At 29.8% G+C, this 13332-nt stretch carries 12 protein-coding genes; 3 read left to right on the plus strand and 9 right to left on the minus strand.

Annotated elements, in window-relative coordinates:
* The first annotated feature begins 1 nt into the window (after window position 1).
* Window positions 2-1360, plus strand: coding sequence for an HlyD family secretion protein (locus ACMFBB_RS07345; RefSeq protein ID WP_435263767.1), 1359 nt, complete (start codon window positions 2-4; stop codon window positions 1358-1360).
* On the plus strand, window positions 1360-2754 hold the full coding sequence (locus ACMFBB_RS07350; protein ID WP_435263768.1) for a TolC family protein: 1395 nt from the start codon (window positions 1360-1362) through the stop codon (window positions 2752-2754). The genes ACMFBB_RS07345 and ACMFBB_RS07350 overlap by 1 nt, the downstream gene beginning before the upstream one ends.
* A gap of 345 nt (window positions 2755-3099) precedes the next feature.
* Here ACMFBB_RS07350 and ACMFBB_RS07355 read toward each other — a convergent pair whose 3' ends face one another.
* The 6 genes from ACMFBB_RS07355 to ACMFBB_RS07380 form a co-directional block, all read right to left on the minus strand.
* Window positions 3100-3384 carry a hypothetical protein gene (locus ACMFBB_RS07355; RefSeq protein WP_435263769.1) on the minus strand — a complete coding sequence of 95 codons (285 nt, stop codon included), beginning with the start codon at window positions 3382-3384 and terminating at the stop codon, window positions 3100-3102.
* Between the two features lies 1 nt (window position 3385).
* Window positions 3386-3661, minus strand: a complete 276-nt coding sequence (locus ACMFBB_RS07360) for an ATP-dependent Clp protease adaptor ClpS (RefSeq protein ID WP_435263770.1) — start codon at window positions 3659-3661, stop codon at window positions 3386-3388.
* Between the two features lie 6 nt (window positions 3662-3667).
* A complete protein-coding gene (gene prmA / locus ACMFBB_RS07365; RefSeq protein WP_435263771.1) occupies window positions 3668-4501 on the minus strand; it encodes a 50S ribosomal protein L11 methyltransferase in 834 nt (277 codons plus the stop codon).
* The gene (gene tpiA, locus ACMFBB_RS07370; protein WP_435263772.1) at window positions 4501-5259 is read right to left on the minus strand and encodes a triose-phosphate isomerase; all 759 of its coding nucleotides are present in this window, start codon (window positions 5257-5259) and stop codon (window positions 4501-4503) included. Before tpiA ends, prmA begins: the two co-directional genes overlap by 1 nt.
* A gap of 541 nt (window positions 5260-5800) precedes the next feature.
* Window positions 5801-6283, minus strand: a complete 483-nt coding sequence (locus tag ACMFBB_RS07375; protein WP_435263773.1) for a TlpA family protein disulfide reductase — start codon at window positions 6281-6283, stop codon at window positions 5801-5803.
* A gap of 1 nt (window position 6284) precedes the next feature.
* Window positions 6285-7361 carry an ABC transporter permease gene (locus ACMFBB_RS07380; protein WP_435263774.1) on the minus strand — a complete coding sequence of 359 codons (1077 nt, stop codon included), beginning with the start codon at window positions 7359-7361 and terminating at the stop codon, window positions 6285-6287.
* A gap of 63 nt (window positions 7362-7424) precedes the next feature.
* On the opposite strand from ACMFBB_RS07380, the gene pyrF reads away from it, so the two are divergent.
* Window positions 7425-8252 (plus strand): orotidine-5'-phosphate decarboxylase, encoded by an 828-nt coding sequence (gene pyrF / locus ACMFBB_RS07385; RefSeq protein WP_435263775.1) that lies wholly within the window; start codon window positions 7425-7427, stop codon window positions 8250-8252.
* A 172-nt stretch (window positions 8253-8424) separates the two neighbouring features.
* Here pyrF and ACMFBB_RS07390 read toward each other — a convergent pair whose 3' ends face one another.
* From ACMFBB_RS07390 to ACMFBB_RS07400, 3 genes are read right to left on the minus strand one after another with little or no spacing between them, the layout of a single operon-like run.
* Complete coding sequence (locus ACMFBB_RS07390) at window positions 8425-8787, minus strand: RagB/SusD family nutrient uptake outer membrane protein (RefSeq protein ID WP_435263776.1); 363 nt, start codon at window positions 8785-8787, stop codon at window positions 8425-8427.
* 10 nt (window positions 8788-8797) lie between these two features.
* Complete coding sequence (locus ACMFBB_RS07395) at window positions 8798-9850, minus strand: RagB/SusD family nutrient uptake outer membrane protein (protein ID WP_435263777.1); 1053 nt, start codon at window positions 9848-9850, stop codon at window positions 8798-8800.
* Window positions 9851-9860: 10 nt separating this feature from the next.
* Window positions 9861-12998: a SusC/RagA family TonB-linked outer membrane protein gene (locus tag ACMFBB_RS07400; RefSeq protein WP_435263778.1), complete on the minus strand. Its 3138-nt coding sequence runs from the start codon at window positions 12996-12998 to the stop codon at window positions 9861-9863.
* Window positions 12999-13332: the final 334 nt, after the last annotated feature.

Consider the following 13332-nt stretch of genomic DNA (forward strand, 5'->3'; position numbering starts at 1 on the left):
TATGTTAAACATTTCTAACAATAAAATATCAAAATATATTGATATTACTAAATTTAAATCTGGACGAGAAATTTTCACTAAACAATATCATAAGAGATTTAAGAAATTCTTACTTTTTTTCACTTTTACACTAATTGTTATTTTATTCTTACCCTGGACTCAAAACATAACAAGTAAAGGTAGTGTTACAACGCTTAAGCCAAACCATCGTCCACAAAGTATACAATCACAAATTCCTGGTCGAATTGAAGAATGGTTAATTCAAGAAGGAGATTTTGTAAAAAAAGGAGATACCATACTTAGAATTTCTGAAATAAAAAGTAACTATTTTGATACAAAGCTATCTGAAAGAACAGGTAACCAATTAAATGCTAAATCCTCTTCTGTAATTGCTTACCAAAAAAAAACACAAGCTTATAAAGCTCAAGTTATTGCTTTAAAACAAGAAAGAAAACTAAAACTTGCACAAGCACAAAACAAGCTTATGCAATCGTATTTAAAGGTAAAAAGTGATAGTATTGATTTAGAGGCAGTCAAAATAAAAGCAATGATTGCAAAAACCCAATATAAAAGAGCTGTTACTTTACAAAAAGAAGGTTTAAAAGCAACTAAAGATGTTGAGGAGAAAAAAGCAAAACTTCAGGAAGCCAATGCTAAATTAATTTCTCAAACAAATAAATTATTAACTACTGAGAACAATGTTATAAATGCACAACTTACTATATCTACCTTAAAAGCAACATATAACGATAAGATTGCAAAGGCACAAAGCAATGTATTTACTGCTCAATCAAGTGCTTTTGATAGCGAAGCCCAAGTTTCAAAACTAGAGTCTAGCTTAGCTAATTACAAAAAACGTGAAAGTTTACTTTTTGTTACTGCACCTCAGGATGGATTCATTAACAAGGCCATTATTTCTGGTATTGGAGAAACCTTCAAAGAAGGTGAAAAATTAGTTAGTATAATGCCTGCTAATTATGATTTAGCAGTTGAAATGTATGTTAAACCCATCGATTTACCTTTAATACATATAGGTGAAAAAGTACGTGTTCAATTTGATGGGTGGCCAGCAATTATTTTTAGTGGATGGCCAAATGTATCCTATGGAACGTATGGTGCAAAAGTCATCGCTATTGAAAACTTTATCAGTAGTAACGGAAAATATAGGGTTTTATTAACTCAAGATAAAGAGCATGAGCCATGGCCAAAGGCAGTTAGAATAGGATCAGGAGCAAGATCAATTGCTTTATTAGAAAATGTACCAATATGGTATGAATTATGGAGACAAATTAATAGCTTTCCTCCTAATTTTTATCAACCACAAAACAAAAAACAAGCAGAAGCCGAAAACAAAAAATAATGAAAAAAATTTTAATCATTTTACTGTTTTGCTTTAATACTGTTGGCTTCACTCAGGAAGCACAAAATACACTCACACTAGAGGAATATTTAGGATATGTAAAAAAATACCATCCTCTTTTAAAGCAAGCTGAACTAACAACCAGTAATGGAGAAGCTAAATTACTCAAAGCAAGAGGTGCTTTTGACCCAAAAATAGAAGTTGATTACACACGAAAAAATTTTAAAAGTACTGAATACTATAATAATCTTAATACTACATTCAAAATACCTACATGGTATGGAATAGACTTCAAAGCTAGTTATGAAAATAATAATGGGTATTATTTAAACCCTGAACTTAAAACCCCCAAAAATGGATTGTATGCGGCTGGTATTTCAATGTCTCTTGCTAAAGGGTTACTAATCAACAAAAGAATGGCCTCTTTAAAACAAGCAAAACTTTATAGGAAACAATCAATTGAAAAGCAAAACCTGTTAGTAAATGAAATACTATACAATGCTATAAACTCCTATTTTAATTGGCTAAAAAACTACCAAATTCAATTAGTATATTCCAATTATTTAACCAATGCAAAAACTAGATTAAACAATATTAAAAAGAGTTTTTTTGCGGGAGACAAACCCGCTGTAGACACACTAGAAGCTAATATAAATTTAAAGAACAGATTACTAGATTTAGAAAAATCTAAAATAAACCATATTAAATCAAAATTAGAACTTTCAAATTATTTGTGGCTAAACGATGATATACCCTTAGAATTAAATGATTTAATAACTCCTGATATAAATACCATAAGCACTATCGATACAGTACTTGGAAATTCGTTAATGATAGCTAATAACTTTAACACTAATAATCATCCTAAGTTAAGAGTATTAGAATTAAAAAAAGAAAGTTTTCAAGTGGCTAGAAAACTTAAATTAAACAATCTGCTTCCTAAGGTAAATTTTCAATACAATTTTTTGACTTCAGATTATCAAAATATAAATACTTTTTCCGCTTCTAATTACAAAGGAGCATTGAGTATTAGTTTACCTTTATTTTTAAAAAAAGAACGTGCTGATATAAAATTAACAAACTTAAAATTAAAAGAAGTAGATTTTGATATTTCAGTAACGAAAGTAACTATAGACAACAAAATAAAAAGTAATACAGAACAAATTAACTCGTACAAAAAGCAAAATAAAATTTTAAATAACCTTGCTAAAAACTATAAACAACTATTAAAAAGTGAAGAGAGAAAGTTTTATTTAGGTGAAGGCTCCATGTTTCTTATCAACTATAGAGAAGTAAAATCGATAGAAAATGAACTAAAATTAATTAAAGTTCAGTTTAGTTATTTTAAATCAAAATCCAATCTATTAAAAACACTTAATTCGTTTAGTATATAAAATAAAAAAGACCTTAAATTCTCATTTAAGGCCTTTTTGTCTAACCAAACTTAGTTTAAAAAACTAACTACTACTATCTTTAAAACTGTATTTATCATTTTTAAAAGCTCTCCTTTCAGCTTGCGGCCATTTCAAACCATGCACAAGGGGAATCTTACTCAGAGAGACTTGGGGCTCATAATAATTATAAACTTAGGGGAAAACAAACTATTATAAATGAAATGTTCAATGAACTTTTTAAAACTAAAAACGTTTTTCGTTTTTGTTTACACTATTATGACACTTCTTTTCTTAATAGGTCACATAAAAACAAAAAAAAACTCAAAAAAGTTTTTTTGAGTTTTTTTAATATAAATATTTTCTTAGTACCACCCGATGTTCAGGTATTGATTTATCATAATCATTAACCAATAATTCCAATATTTCAGGAGGTTTAACACCTATTTCTTTTTTTGAAGAAAATTTTGAAACATATAAATCATAAGTATCTTTTCCTTTTAAATTATTTTTTTTAAAAATTAAAAAGTGTTCAGAGTTTAACTCTGTATAACAAATTTCTTCACCCGAAAAAGCTTCTGACTTATCTATAAAAAAATCAGAGAACTCATAATACTTAAAAACATTTTCCATATTAAAGTATTTCAGCCGACAAGCCTAGCTGTAAAAGTTTAGAACATTTAGACTCTAGATCTTTATATTCACCTGTTTTAACTGCACATTTACCTTTATAATGCACTAAAACAGTACATTGTTCAGCTTGCTCTGGTGTATGCTCACATACACTAACTAAACTATCTATAACAAAGTCAAACGTATTTACGTCATCATTATATAAAATAATTTCATGTTTTCTTGTTTCCTCTGTTAAAACATCTAACTCTTCTTGAATTTTTTCAATAGTACCCATCTGTTTTTATTTTTGATATCGTAATGCTACCCAATTATTTCTTTCTAAAGTTTTATCTAGAGATAATTTATATTTTGAAACTTCTTTATCAATTATAGAAATATCTTCGTGATAAAATCCACTTAACAACAAAATACCATTTTCATTAAGGCATTTTGTGTACCTTTCCATATCATTTATCAAAATATTTCTATTAATATTTGCAATGATAACATCATACTGCTTATTTTCTAGTAGCGATGAATCTCCTTCATACACACTAATATTATTACAGTTATTCCTCTCAACGTTTTCAATAGAATTTTCATAACACCAAGCGTCTATATCAATGGCATCTACTAGTGTAGCTCCTTTCATCTCTGCAAAAATAGCTAAAATTCCAGTACCACATCCCATATCAAGCACTTTCTTACCATCTAATTCTAAAGCCAGTAAATGTTGTACCATCATATGAGTTGTTTCATGATGTCCTGTTCCAAAGCTCATTTTTGGTTCTATTACTATATCAAACTTTAAGTTTGGATTTTCATGGAAAGGTGCTCTTATACTCACTTTATCTTCAACTTGGATGGGATTAAAATTCTTCTCCCATTCAGCATTCCAGTTTGTTTGTTCTACTTCACTTTTAGTATGCGTAATTTTAAACTCCGAAGAACTTAATATAAAAATATCTTTTAAAATATCTTCGTTCCAATCTTGCTTTTGAATATACGCAGTAACTCCCTCTTTGTTCTCTACAAAACTCTCGAAACCAACTGTTCCTAATTCAGCTATTAAAATTTCAGTTGCTGGCTCATTAGGAACAACTGTAAAATTATATTCTATATAAATACTATCCATTAAATCGCTTCAATTATTGCTAAAAAGTCTTCTGATTTTAAAGATGCTCCTCCTATTAACCCTCCATCTACATCCTCTTTTGAAAAGATCTCTTTAGCATTCCCTGGTTTTACACTACCTCCATATAAAATAGACACATCATTAGCTATTTTTTCATTGTATTTTGTAGCTAATACCTTTCTTATAAAAGCGTGCATTTCTTGAGCTTGCTCAGGTGAAGCTGTTTCTCCTGTTCCGATAGCCCAAACAGGTTCATAAGCTAATATAATATTTGAAAAATCTTCTGTTAATAAATGAAACAACCCTTCTTTTAATTGGCTTTCTACAACTTCAAAATGTTTTGCTGATTTTCTATCTTCTAATAACTCTCCGAAGCAAAATATTACTTCTAAATTATTAGCTAATGCTGCATCAACTTTTTTTGCCAACAATTCATTAGTTTCATTGAAATACATTCTTCTTTCAGAATGACCTAAGATAACAACATTAACTCCAATTCCTGTTAACATATCTGCGGCAACCTCACCTGTATAAGCACCATTAGGTGCTTCATGCATATTCTGTGCAGCTACTTCAATTTCAGATTTTTTGGTTCTTTTTACAGTACTATTAAGATTTATAAAACTTGGAGCTACGATTACTCTTTTGTTATCGAAACTCTTTTTTTTCAGTCCTTTTCTTATTCCTTTAACAAGCTCTTTAGCTTCTTTAAGGTTTTTGTTCATTTTCCAGTTACCTGCTACGATGTTTTTTCTCAATGTAATATTAGTTTTTAATTGTGTAGTTAAGAAGGTTTAAGCTTGAGTGCAAAAATACATCATTTTTTTAAGCTTTTTTCAATTAGTTCGTCTGTTGATTTTGTAACATTATAAACTACTATTTTTTTATGTTCATCGACAACTAAACACCCAGAAATCAAACTTAAATGTAAAACTCTCAAAATCGGACCATCTCATCCAAATTTTATAAAATACAGTTCTCCTTTAAGCTGTATAATTTTTATTCCTAACTCCCTTTTGTTAATTGATCTATCTAATAACAAATTAACATAAACAACATCAAGATATTTATTTTGTAAATCTAAAATACCTGGTACGCTTTTTAAGCAATCGCCACACGAAGAAGCCCTTATATTCAGAATTATCTTTTTGTTGATCTGTTCTTCTAATATCTTTTGAAATGTAATTTCATTTTCTTCAAATGTAATAAAAACATCATTTAAAGCAGTTTCAAAAAGCTAGGATTCATTATTTACATAACAATTACTTAGTAAGATGAAGAAAATTAAGGTGAGCCTTTTTATTTATTTAATTTACTTTCTATTTTAGAAACCTTAGATGTATTAAATACTTTAATCGTGCCTTTTTTATCTATCAACAAAAACCTTGGAATTGTTTTTAATTTTAAAAAACGGGCTATTTCTCCCTTTCCTTTGTTAGGAATATAATAATGTTTTCCTACTACCTTTAATGCTTTTAGTCCTCTTTTCCAATCATGATAAGAATGATCTACTGATAAAAAAATATAATTTATATTTATATTACTTTGCTGAAGTTTCAACACATCTTTAAAACTATCTTGACTGAAAGGACAATAACTTGCGTAAACTTGTATAATAGTGTTTGTTTTTGTATTATTATTCAATATGTCATTTAGAGTAATTGACACTCTTTCAACTGTCAATAATTTTTCCTCTAAAGATTTTACAGGTATTTTTTTAGGCTGAAAAGCAGCACAACTTGTAAATAAAAATGTCACTAAAACTATTGCTAAATTTTTCATACTATTCTAATCTAACACGTGGATCTAACCAACTATACAAAATATCTACTAAAATATTAATAAAAATAAACAAGCTAGCAATTATCAATACGCTTCCCATAATCACAGGTAAATCTAATGTGTTGAGTGAGTTTACTATTTCTTTTCCTAATCCATTCCAATTAAAAATATATTCAACAAAAACAGCTCCTGCAAGCATAGATGCAAACCAGCCTGAAATTGCAGTTATAACCGGATTTAATGAATTTTTAAGAGCATGTTTCATTATAACCTGAAAAGTGGTCAATCCTTTTGCTTTTGCTGTTCTTATATAATCCTGATTTAATGTTTCTAGCAATGAGTTTCTCATCAATTGTATTATCACTGCCAATGGGCGAATTCCCAAAACTAAAGCTGGTAAAATTAAATTTTTCCATTGAATATATATATTTTCCCCAAAATCATCTACAACATACAAACTTCCAGTCATTTCAAGTCCTGTATATCTATGCAAAACAAACCCAAATAACCATGCAAAAAGTATTGCGGAAAAAAATGAAGGAACACTCATACCAAAAGTACTCACAACTGCAATTAGTCTATCAAATAAAGTGTCTTTAAAAATAGCAGACATGATTCCTAAAAGTATCCCTAAAAATATAGCTATTGTTATTGCTGATATTGCTAAAATAGCTGTATTGGGTAAAGTTTCTTTAATTACTTCTGAAACGTTTTTACCATTTTTTTGAAATGATTGACGTAGATAAGGATATTTTAAAACTATAGTAATAGCTCCTATTGATGTTAGTTTAGTGTGTTTATACTTCTTCTCTAACAAAAAAGTGTAATTTTCTTTATTTTCACTATGAAAGGAAATCGGTGAAACATCATTTAAATAGTACAAATATTGAGTAAAAACAGGTTTGTCAAATCCATATTTTTTTCTAATACTCTCCAATTGCTCTGTATTTTCTCTCTGATCTAGCATCATTCTTGCAGGATCACCTGGCAAAATATTAAACAGAAAAAATATGACGGTAACCACCCCAAAAAGAGTTAGAAAACCGTAAAAAAATTTATTTATAATATATCTGAACATTGATAACAAAGATAAAAGAAACTCATAAAAATGTTTACTTTTGCCTAACTTTTATAACAACCCATGACAACACAACAACTTGTATCTGAAATTAAAAAGAAAAAATCTTTTCTATGTATTGGTTTAGATGTAGATCTTAACAAAATACCGCAACATTTATTAAAGGAAGAAGACCCTATTTTTGAGTTTAATAAAGCGATAATTGATGCTACTCATCATTTATGTGTTGCTTATAAACCTAATACTGCTTTTTATGAGGCATATGGATTAAAAGGTTGGAAAGCCCTTGAAAAAACAATTAATTATATTAATGAGAAACATCCTGAAATTTTTACAATAGCTGACGCAAAACGAGGTGATATTGGCAATACCTCAACAATGTATGCAAAAGCGTTTTTTAATGATTTAGCATTTGACAGTGTTACTGTTGCTCCCTACATGGGAAAAGATTCAGTTGAACCCTTTTTAGCTTTTGAAAATAAACATACCATTTTACTCGCCTTAACTTCTAATCAAGGTGCCTTTGACTTTCAAACTAAAGAAGTTGATGGAAAAGAGCTCTATAAACATGTTTTAGAAACTTCAAAACAATGGACTAATTCTCATAACTTAATGTATGTAGTTGGTGCTACAAAAACCGAATTCTTATCAGATATCCGAACCATTATCCCAAACAGTTTTTTACTAGTACCTGGGGTTGGTGCACAAGGTGGTAATTTAGAAGATGTTTGTGAACACGGTATGAATAAAGATATCGGGTTACTAATTAATTCTTCCCGTGGAATTATTTATGCAAGTAACAATGCTAATTTTGCGGCATCCGCTGCTGAAAAAGCAAAAGAACTTCAAAAAAACATGGAAACTATATTAAATAAAAAAAGTCAAGGTTAATGACTCCTTGACTTTATAGATTAATTCAAATAATGATACCAATGAAAACAAAGTTGGTATAACTAGGGCAAAAATAAGGGGATTAATTCCTTAGTTTATTGTCTTTGATGTGAACTCACTGGTTTTTGAATTAAGAGAATAAAAAGGCTGTTTGAAACAGCCTTTTCATAATTTAGTTTTGATCAGCTTGTGATATTTTTGGGTTTTTATCAATCTCATCTTGTGGAATCTTAAAAGTCCATCTTGCATTTCCTGCTGGAAATTCAACTTCCCATCTGTAAGCACCACCTTTTCTAGAAATACCTTTGTTTCTTCTTTTTAAATCAAACCAAGAAACTCCAAGTTCTCCATATAATTCTTTTCTTCTTTCAACTAAAATTTCATTAACTAATGCTTCTTTTGTTGTAGCTGTAGATAATGTAGCAACTGCATCTCTAGCTTTTACTAGCTCTAATAAAACTTGTTTAGCTCCGTTTAAATCTCCAGCCTCAGCTTTTGCTTCCGCTTCAATTAAATACATTTCAGAAGCTCTCATGAATACTAAATCACCAGATTCTATCTTTTAAATCTCTAAACTTCTCGGTAGTATATAGTTTAGTTTGGTTAGACGTAGATTGCTTTTTAATTAAAGATTTTCTAACATCAGTATCACTTGTAAACAATGCTTGGAAATCTTTACTAACGTATATTTGATTATAACCAGGACTGGTATGATCAATAAAAGAGTAAAACCTAGCAAAACCACTTTGTTGATCAGCATTAAATGGTAAAGCCCACATCCACTCATTATTACTTATTGTATTAAATCCTGCCTTATAGGTAGCTTGATCCATTAAAGCATAAGGTGCTTTTGCTTTTGCTGCATATTCAGCTGCCTTTGCCCAATTTCCAATTTCCAAATAAACTCTTGCTAAAACACCTTCAGCAACAGATTTATTAAACCTATATTTAGTAAGAGAGTTACTCATATTAGGAATAGCTTCTTCTAATAACTTAATAATTCTATCATAAGTTTCTTTAATAGTACCTCTTCCTGAAGGTTCTATTCCAGAGCTTAATGTAGTTGTATATAATGGAATTCCTGGTTTATCATCCCCTAATAAATAAGATCCCGAGAAATACCGTACCAAATTAAAATAGCTATACGCTTCCACAGCTTTTAACTCTCCAATATATGCTTTCTTTTTAGCGTCAGGTAAAGTCGATTTATTAATTCCCTCAATATGAGTTCTTGCTATATTAGCCGTTGAATAAAAAATCTCCCAAGCCCAGTTAGTCCTTCTACCGTTAGAATTTTCCGTTACATCCCATCTATGTTCAAAAATGTACCAGTTAAAATCTGGGACAGTTAAATCTGTTCCCATAACCTCAGCCCCTAAATAATAAGCTTTTGCACCCCAAGTATCATGTCTTGATCTAAAATCCCTTAAATTGGCAAAAAGCCCTGTTAAAGCTGCATCAACGCCTGTTTCTGAAGTATATACTACTAAATCTGTTACAGATCCTGTTGGCTTAGGTTCGTCTAAGAATTCATCACTACAAGATGCAAAACCTATAAACAAAGCTCCTATTAATGTGTATTTAAATATATTTTTCATTCTAAAATTTTTATAGTGAAATATTAACTCCTAAAGACAATGTTTTTAATACGGTAGATCTGTTATCAGTAATACCATTAAAACTTTGTTCAGGATCATCTAAATTATCCTCTCTTTTCCATGTCCAATAGTTATCAGCAGAAAGATAAATCCTTAATCTTCTAATTTTTAACTTTTCTAACATTTCTTGATCAAGGTTATAACCTATAGAAATATTCTTTAAACGAATAAAATCACCTCTTTGCAACCATCTAGTAGATCTAGAGTTAAAATTATCGCTTGCTGTAGTTAATTTAGGTACGTCAGTAACATCTCCATCTTTTTGCCAAGCATTTAAAACATTACTACTTAATTGCTCTCCTAAGTTTCTAGCTTTCATTAAAGAAGCATAATCTGTATTATAGATATAGTTTCCGAATTTATAGTTAAAGTTTAATGCTAAATCAATTCCTTTATACTCAAACTTAGTCCCTAACCTTCCTTCAAAATCAGGTAAAGCAGATTTTCCAGTGAAATATCTAGTAGCCTCATCATAATTTGACGTTTTCTCTCTTCCAGTAACTTTTCCAGAAGCATCTGTTACATCTTTATACCACTCAGGTGCACCAGTTTTAGTGTTAACACCCGCCCATTCTCTCATATAAAACTCATAACGATCTCTTCCAGCTTCCCAACGAAAAGAACCATTATTTTCACTTTGTTTAAGATCTTCAATTCTATTTTTATTTGTAGAAATAGCAAAAGAACTTGTCCATCTGAAGTTATCGTTTTCAATGTTAATAGAGTTAACATTAAATTCAAAACCTTTATTACTCATTTCACCAAAGTTTCTCCATTGCGCTAAATCTCTAGGGGTACCATTATCATCAGGGCCAGTACCTGCTGAACCTGAAGAAGGAAATAGCACCTCTTGATACAAGAGGTTAGTTACTCTATTATCATAATATTCTATACTACCATAAATTCTACTATTAAATAAAGCAAAATCTAAACCTATATTCAATTTATTATGAGTCTCCCATTTTAAGTCTTTATTACCTAAAGCTGTAGGGTCTATACCTGAGTTTGTTAACACATTAAAGCCTAATCCGTGTTCATCAATATATGTAAACTGTTGGCCAATATTTTGATTCCCTACTGTACCATAACTACCTCTTAATTTTAAGGCGCTAACTGATTCGCTTCCTCTGAAAAATTCATCATAAATACTCCAACCTGCTGCAACAGACCAAAAAGTTCCCCAACGGTTATCTTTATAAAAAATTGAAGATGCATCTCTACGAATACCTGTTCCGAAGTAATACTTTTCTTTAAAATTATAATCTAACCTTCCAAAGAAACTATATAATCTATTTTTGTTTGTAATTGAACCGACTGTTGTAGGTGTAGCTCCGTTATCTAATTCTGTTAAATCATCAAAAACATATCCTGTTGCTGTAGCATTTACTCTATTGAATGTTCTATCATACATTTCTTGCCCTAATAAAGCAGTTACGCTATGATTTTCATTAAATAAATCTTTATATGATAATGTGTTAATAACATTCCATGTTTTAGTAGTATTTCTTCTCTTAGTACTTGATCTATTATCAACTTGCTCTTGAGCAGTTCCTACGAAATGATTATTAAAGCTATTCTCTTCATATAAATAGTTCGTATAGTTTAACTGAGATTTAAAGTTTAACTTTTCTGTAAATTTTAAATTCAAATACGGTGAAAAGTTAAATGTATTTCTTTCGAATAAATTGGTACTTCCATAAGTTTCTGCTAATGGGTTATAATTCCCAAAGAAACCTCTATTTTCAGCAAAATCATATTGCTTTTCTCCATTTGCACCTAGAATAAAACTTCCATCAGTATTTCTTTTATATAATGGGTAAATAGAAGATACAGATCTAGCATATTGAATATTATTAGCAAATAATGATCCACTTTGAGTAGGAACATTTGACTCACTAATTGTTACAAAAGCATTTGCTCCAACACTTAACCAAGATTTTACATCTGAAGAAAGATTAATTCTTCCGTTATATCTTCTAAAAGTAGAATTTAAACTAAACCCATCACTATTTAAAAAAGCTCCAGAAATAAAATATTTAGTTTTTTCTGACCCTCCTCTTAACACTAAAGATACATCTTGTCTTGTAGCATTTTGAGTTAAGATATCATAATAATTAGTGTTGTAAAGTAATCTTGCATTACCTTTTAGTTTCCCATTTGCATCAACTGGTTGACTAACACTATATGGGTTCGCTTTTAAATCGCTGATCAAATTTGTAGTTGCAAAATTACTAGCTACTGCTTGCGTATCACCTGCATCTAATCTTGCATTTCTAATAGACTGCCAAGAAGTTGTTAAAATTTGTTCAGAATTTAAATAGCTGTAATCATTAGTTGCCTTATCAGAAAAACCATAACTAGTACTAACTTCAATAATACCTTCTCCGTTAGTATCTGATCCTGATTTTGTTTTAATAATAATAACTCCATTTGCTCCTCTATTACCATATAAAGAAACCGCATCTGCATCCTTTAAAACAGAATACGACTCTACATCATTAAAGTTAATTGAGTTTAAGTTCCCAGCAAACTGAGCTCCATCTACAATGATTAATGGGTCAATATTTCCTTGTAAAGAACCTACACCTCTAATTCTAATAGTTGGACTCGCCCCCGGTTGTCCTGATGTATTAATTAATGATAATCCTGAAGTTCCCTGTAAAGCTTCCGTTACGGTAGTAACTTTTAAATCACCTACTTCTTTTGCAGTAACTACACTAACAGCTCCAATAATATCTTTCTTTCTTTTGGCAGCATATGCTACCGATACGACAACTTCATCAAGAATATTGTCATCTTCAGTCATCCTGACATTAATGATAGATGATTGACCAACTACTTTTTCTACGTTTTTGTACCCCAAAAACATATATACAAGAGTATCTCCTGCATTAGCTTTGACAGTATAATTACCATCAATATCAGTTTCTGTTCCTTTAACAGTACCTTTAATTACAACACTTACCCCCGGTAATTGTCCTGCTTCATCACTAACGGTTCCTGTTATTGTTCTTTGTTGCGCGCTTACGCTAACAACAAAACAAAAAAACGCTAGAAACGTTAAAGCTTTTTTGAAACTTTGCTTCATAAATTATTAAATTTTTATTAATTAACATTTATAAAAGTACTGGCAATACTGTATACACAATCTTTATTTGAAGTAAATAGATTGTAATTTGATGTAAAAAAACCTTTTTTAGATGTAAGTGAAAAAAATCACAAATCACAATAAAATGTTAATAATGTTAAAGTTTAAAATTACTTTAAAAGTACTGTCATCACTATGATTTTTCTTTTTTAATTTTGTTTAAAAAACAGCTTAAATTACAAGTTTTCCCTACATATTATGTTTACACAAAATAAAAACTTTAAGTTTTATTTGGTTTCCACAAAAGACTACAAAAACCAATTAACATTAGTTC

Source organism: Tenacibaculum sp. nBUS_03 (genome assembly GCF_051201695.1).
Taxonomy (GTDB): Bacteria; Bacteroidota; Bacteroidia; order Flavobacteriales; family Flavobacteriaceae; genus Polaribacter.

Bases quoted from the DNA above. Each gene is read 5' to 3' on its own strand.
- ACMFBB_RS07345 (WP_435263767.1), top strand. From the start codon at position 2: ATGTTAAACATTTCTAACAATAAAATATCAAAATATATTGATATTACT.
- ACMFBB_RS07350 (WP_435263768.1), top strand. From the start codon at position 1,360: ATGAAAAAAATTTTAATCATTTTACTGTTTTGCTTTAATACTGTTGGC.
- ACMFBB_RS07355 (WP_435263769.1), bottom strand. From the start codon at position 3,384: ATGGAAAATGTTTTTAAGTATTATGAGTTCTCTGATTTTTTTATAGAT.
- ACMFBB_RS07360 (WP_435263770.1), bottom strand. From the start codon at position 3,661: ATGGGTACTATTGAAAAAATTCAAGAAGAGTTAGATGTTTTAACAGAG.
- prmA (WP_435263771.1), bottom strand. From the start codon at position 4,501: ATGGATAGTATTTATATAGAATATAATTTTACAGTTGTTCCTAATGAG.
- ACMFBB_RS07375 (WP_435263773.1), bottom strand. From the start codon at position 6,283: ATGAAAAATTTAGCAATAGTTTTAGTGACATTTTTATTTACAAGTTGT.
- ACMFBB_RS07380 (WP_435263774.1), bottom strand. From the start codon at position 7,361: ATGTTCAGATATATTATAAATAAATTTTTTTACGGTTTTCTAACTCTT.
- pyrF (WP_435263775.1), top strand. From the start codon at position 7,425: ATGACAACACAACAACTTGTATCTGAAATTAAAAAGAAAAAATCTTTT.
- ACMFBB_RS07390 (WP_435263776.1), bottom strand. From the start codon at position 8,787: ATGAGAGCTTCTGAAATGTATTTAATTGAAGCGGAAGCAAAAGCTGAG.
- ACMFBB_RS07395 (WP_435263777.1), bottom strand. From the start codon at position 9,850: ATGAAAAATATATTTAAATACACATTAATAGGAGCTTTGTTTATAGGT.
- ACMFBB_RS07400 (WP_435263778.1), bottom strand. From the start codon at position 12,998: ATGAAGCAAAGTTTCAAAAAAGCTTTAACGTTTCTAGCGTTTTTTTGT.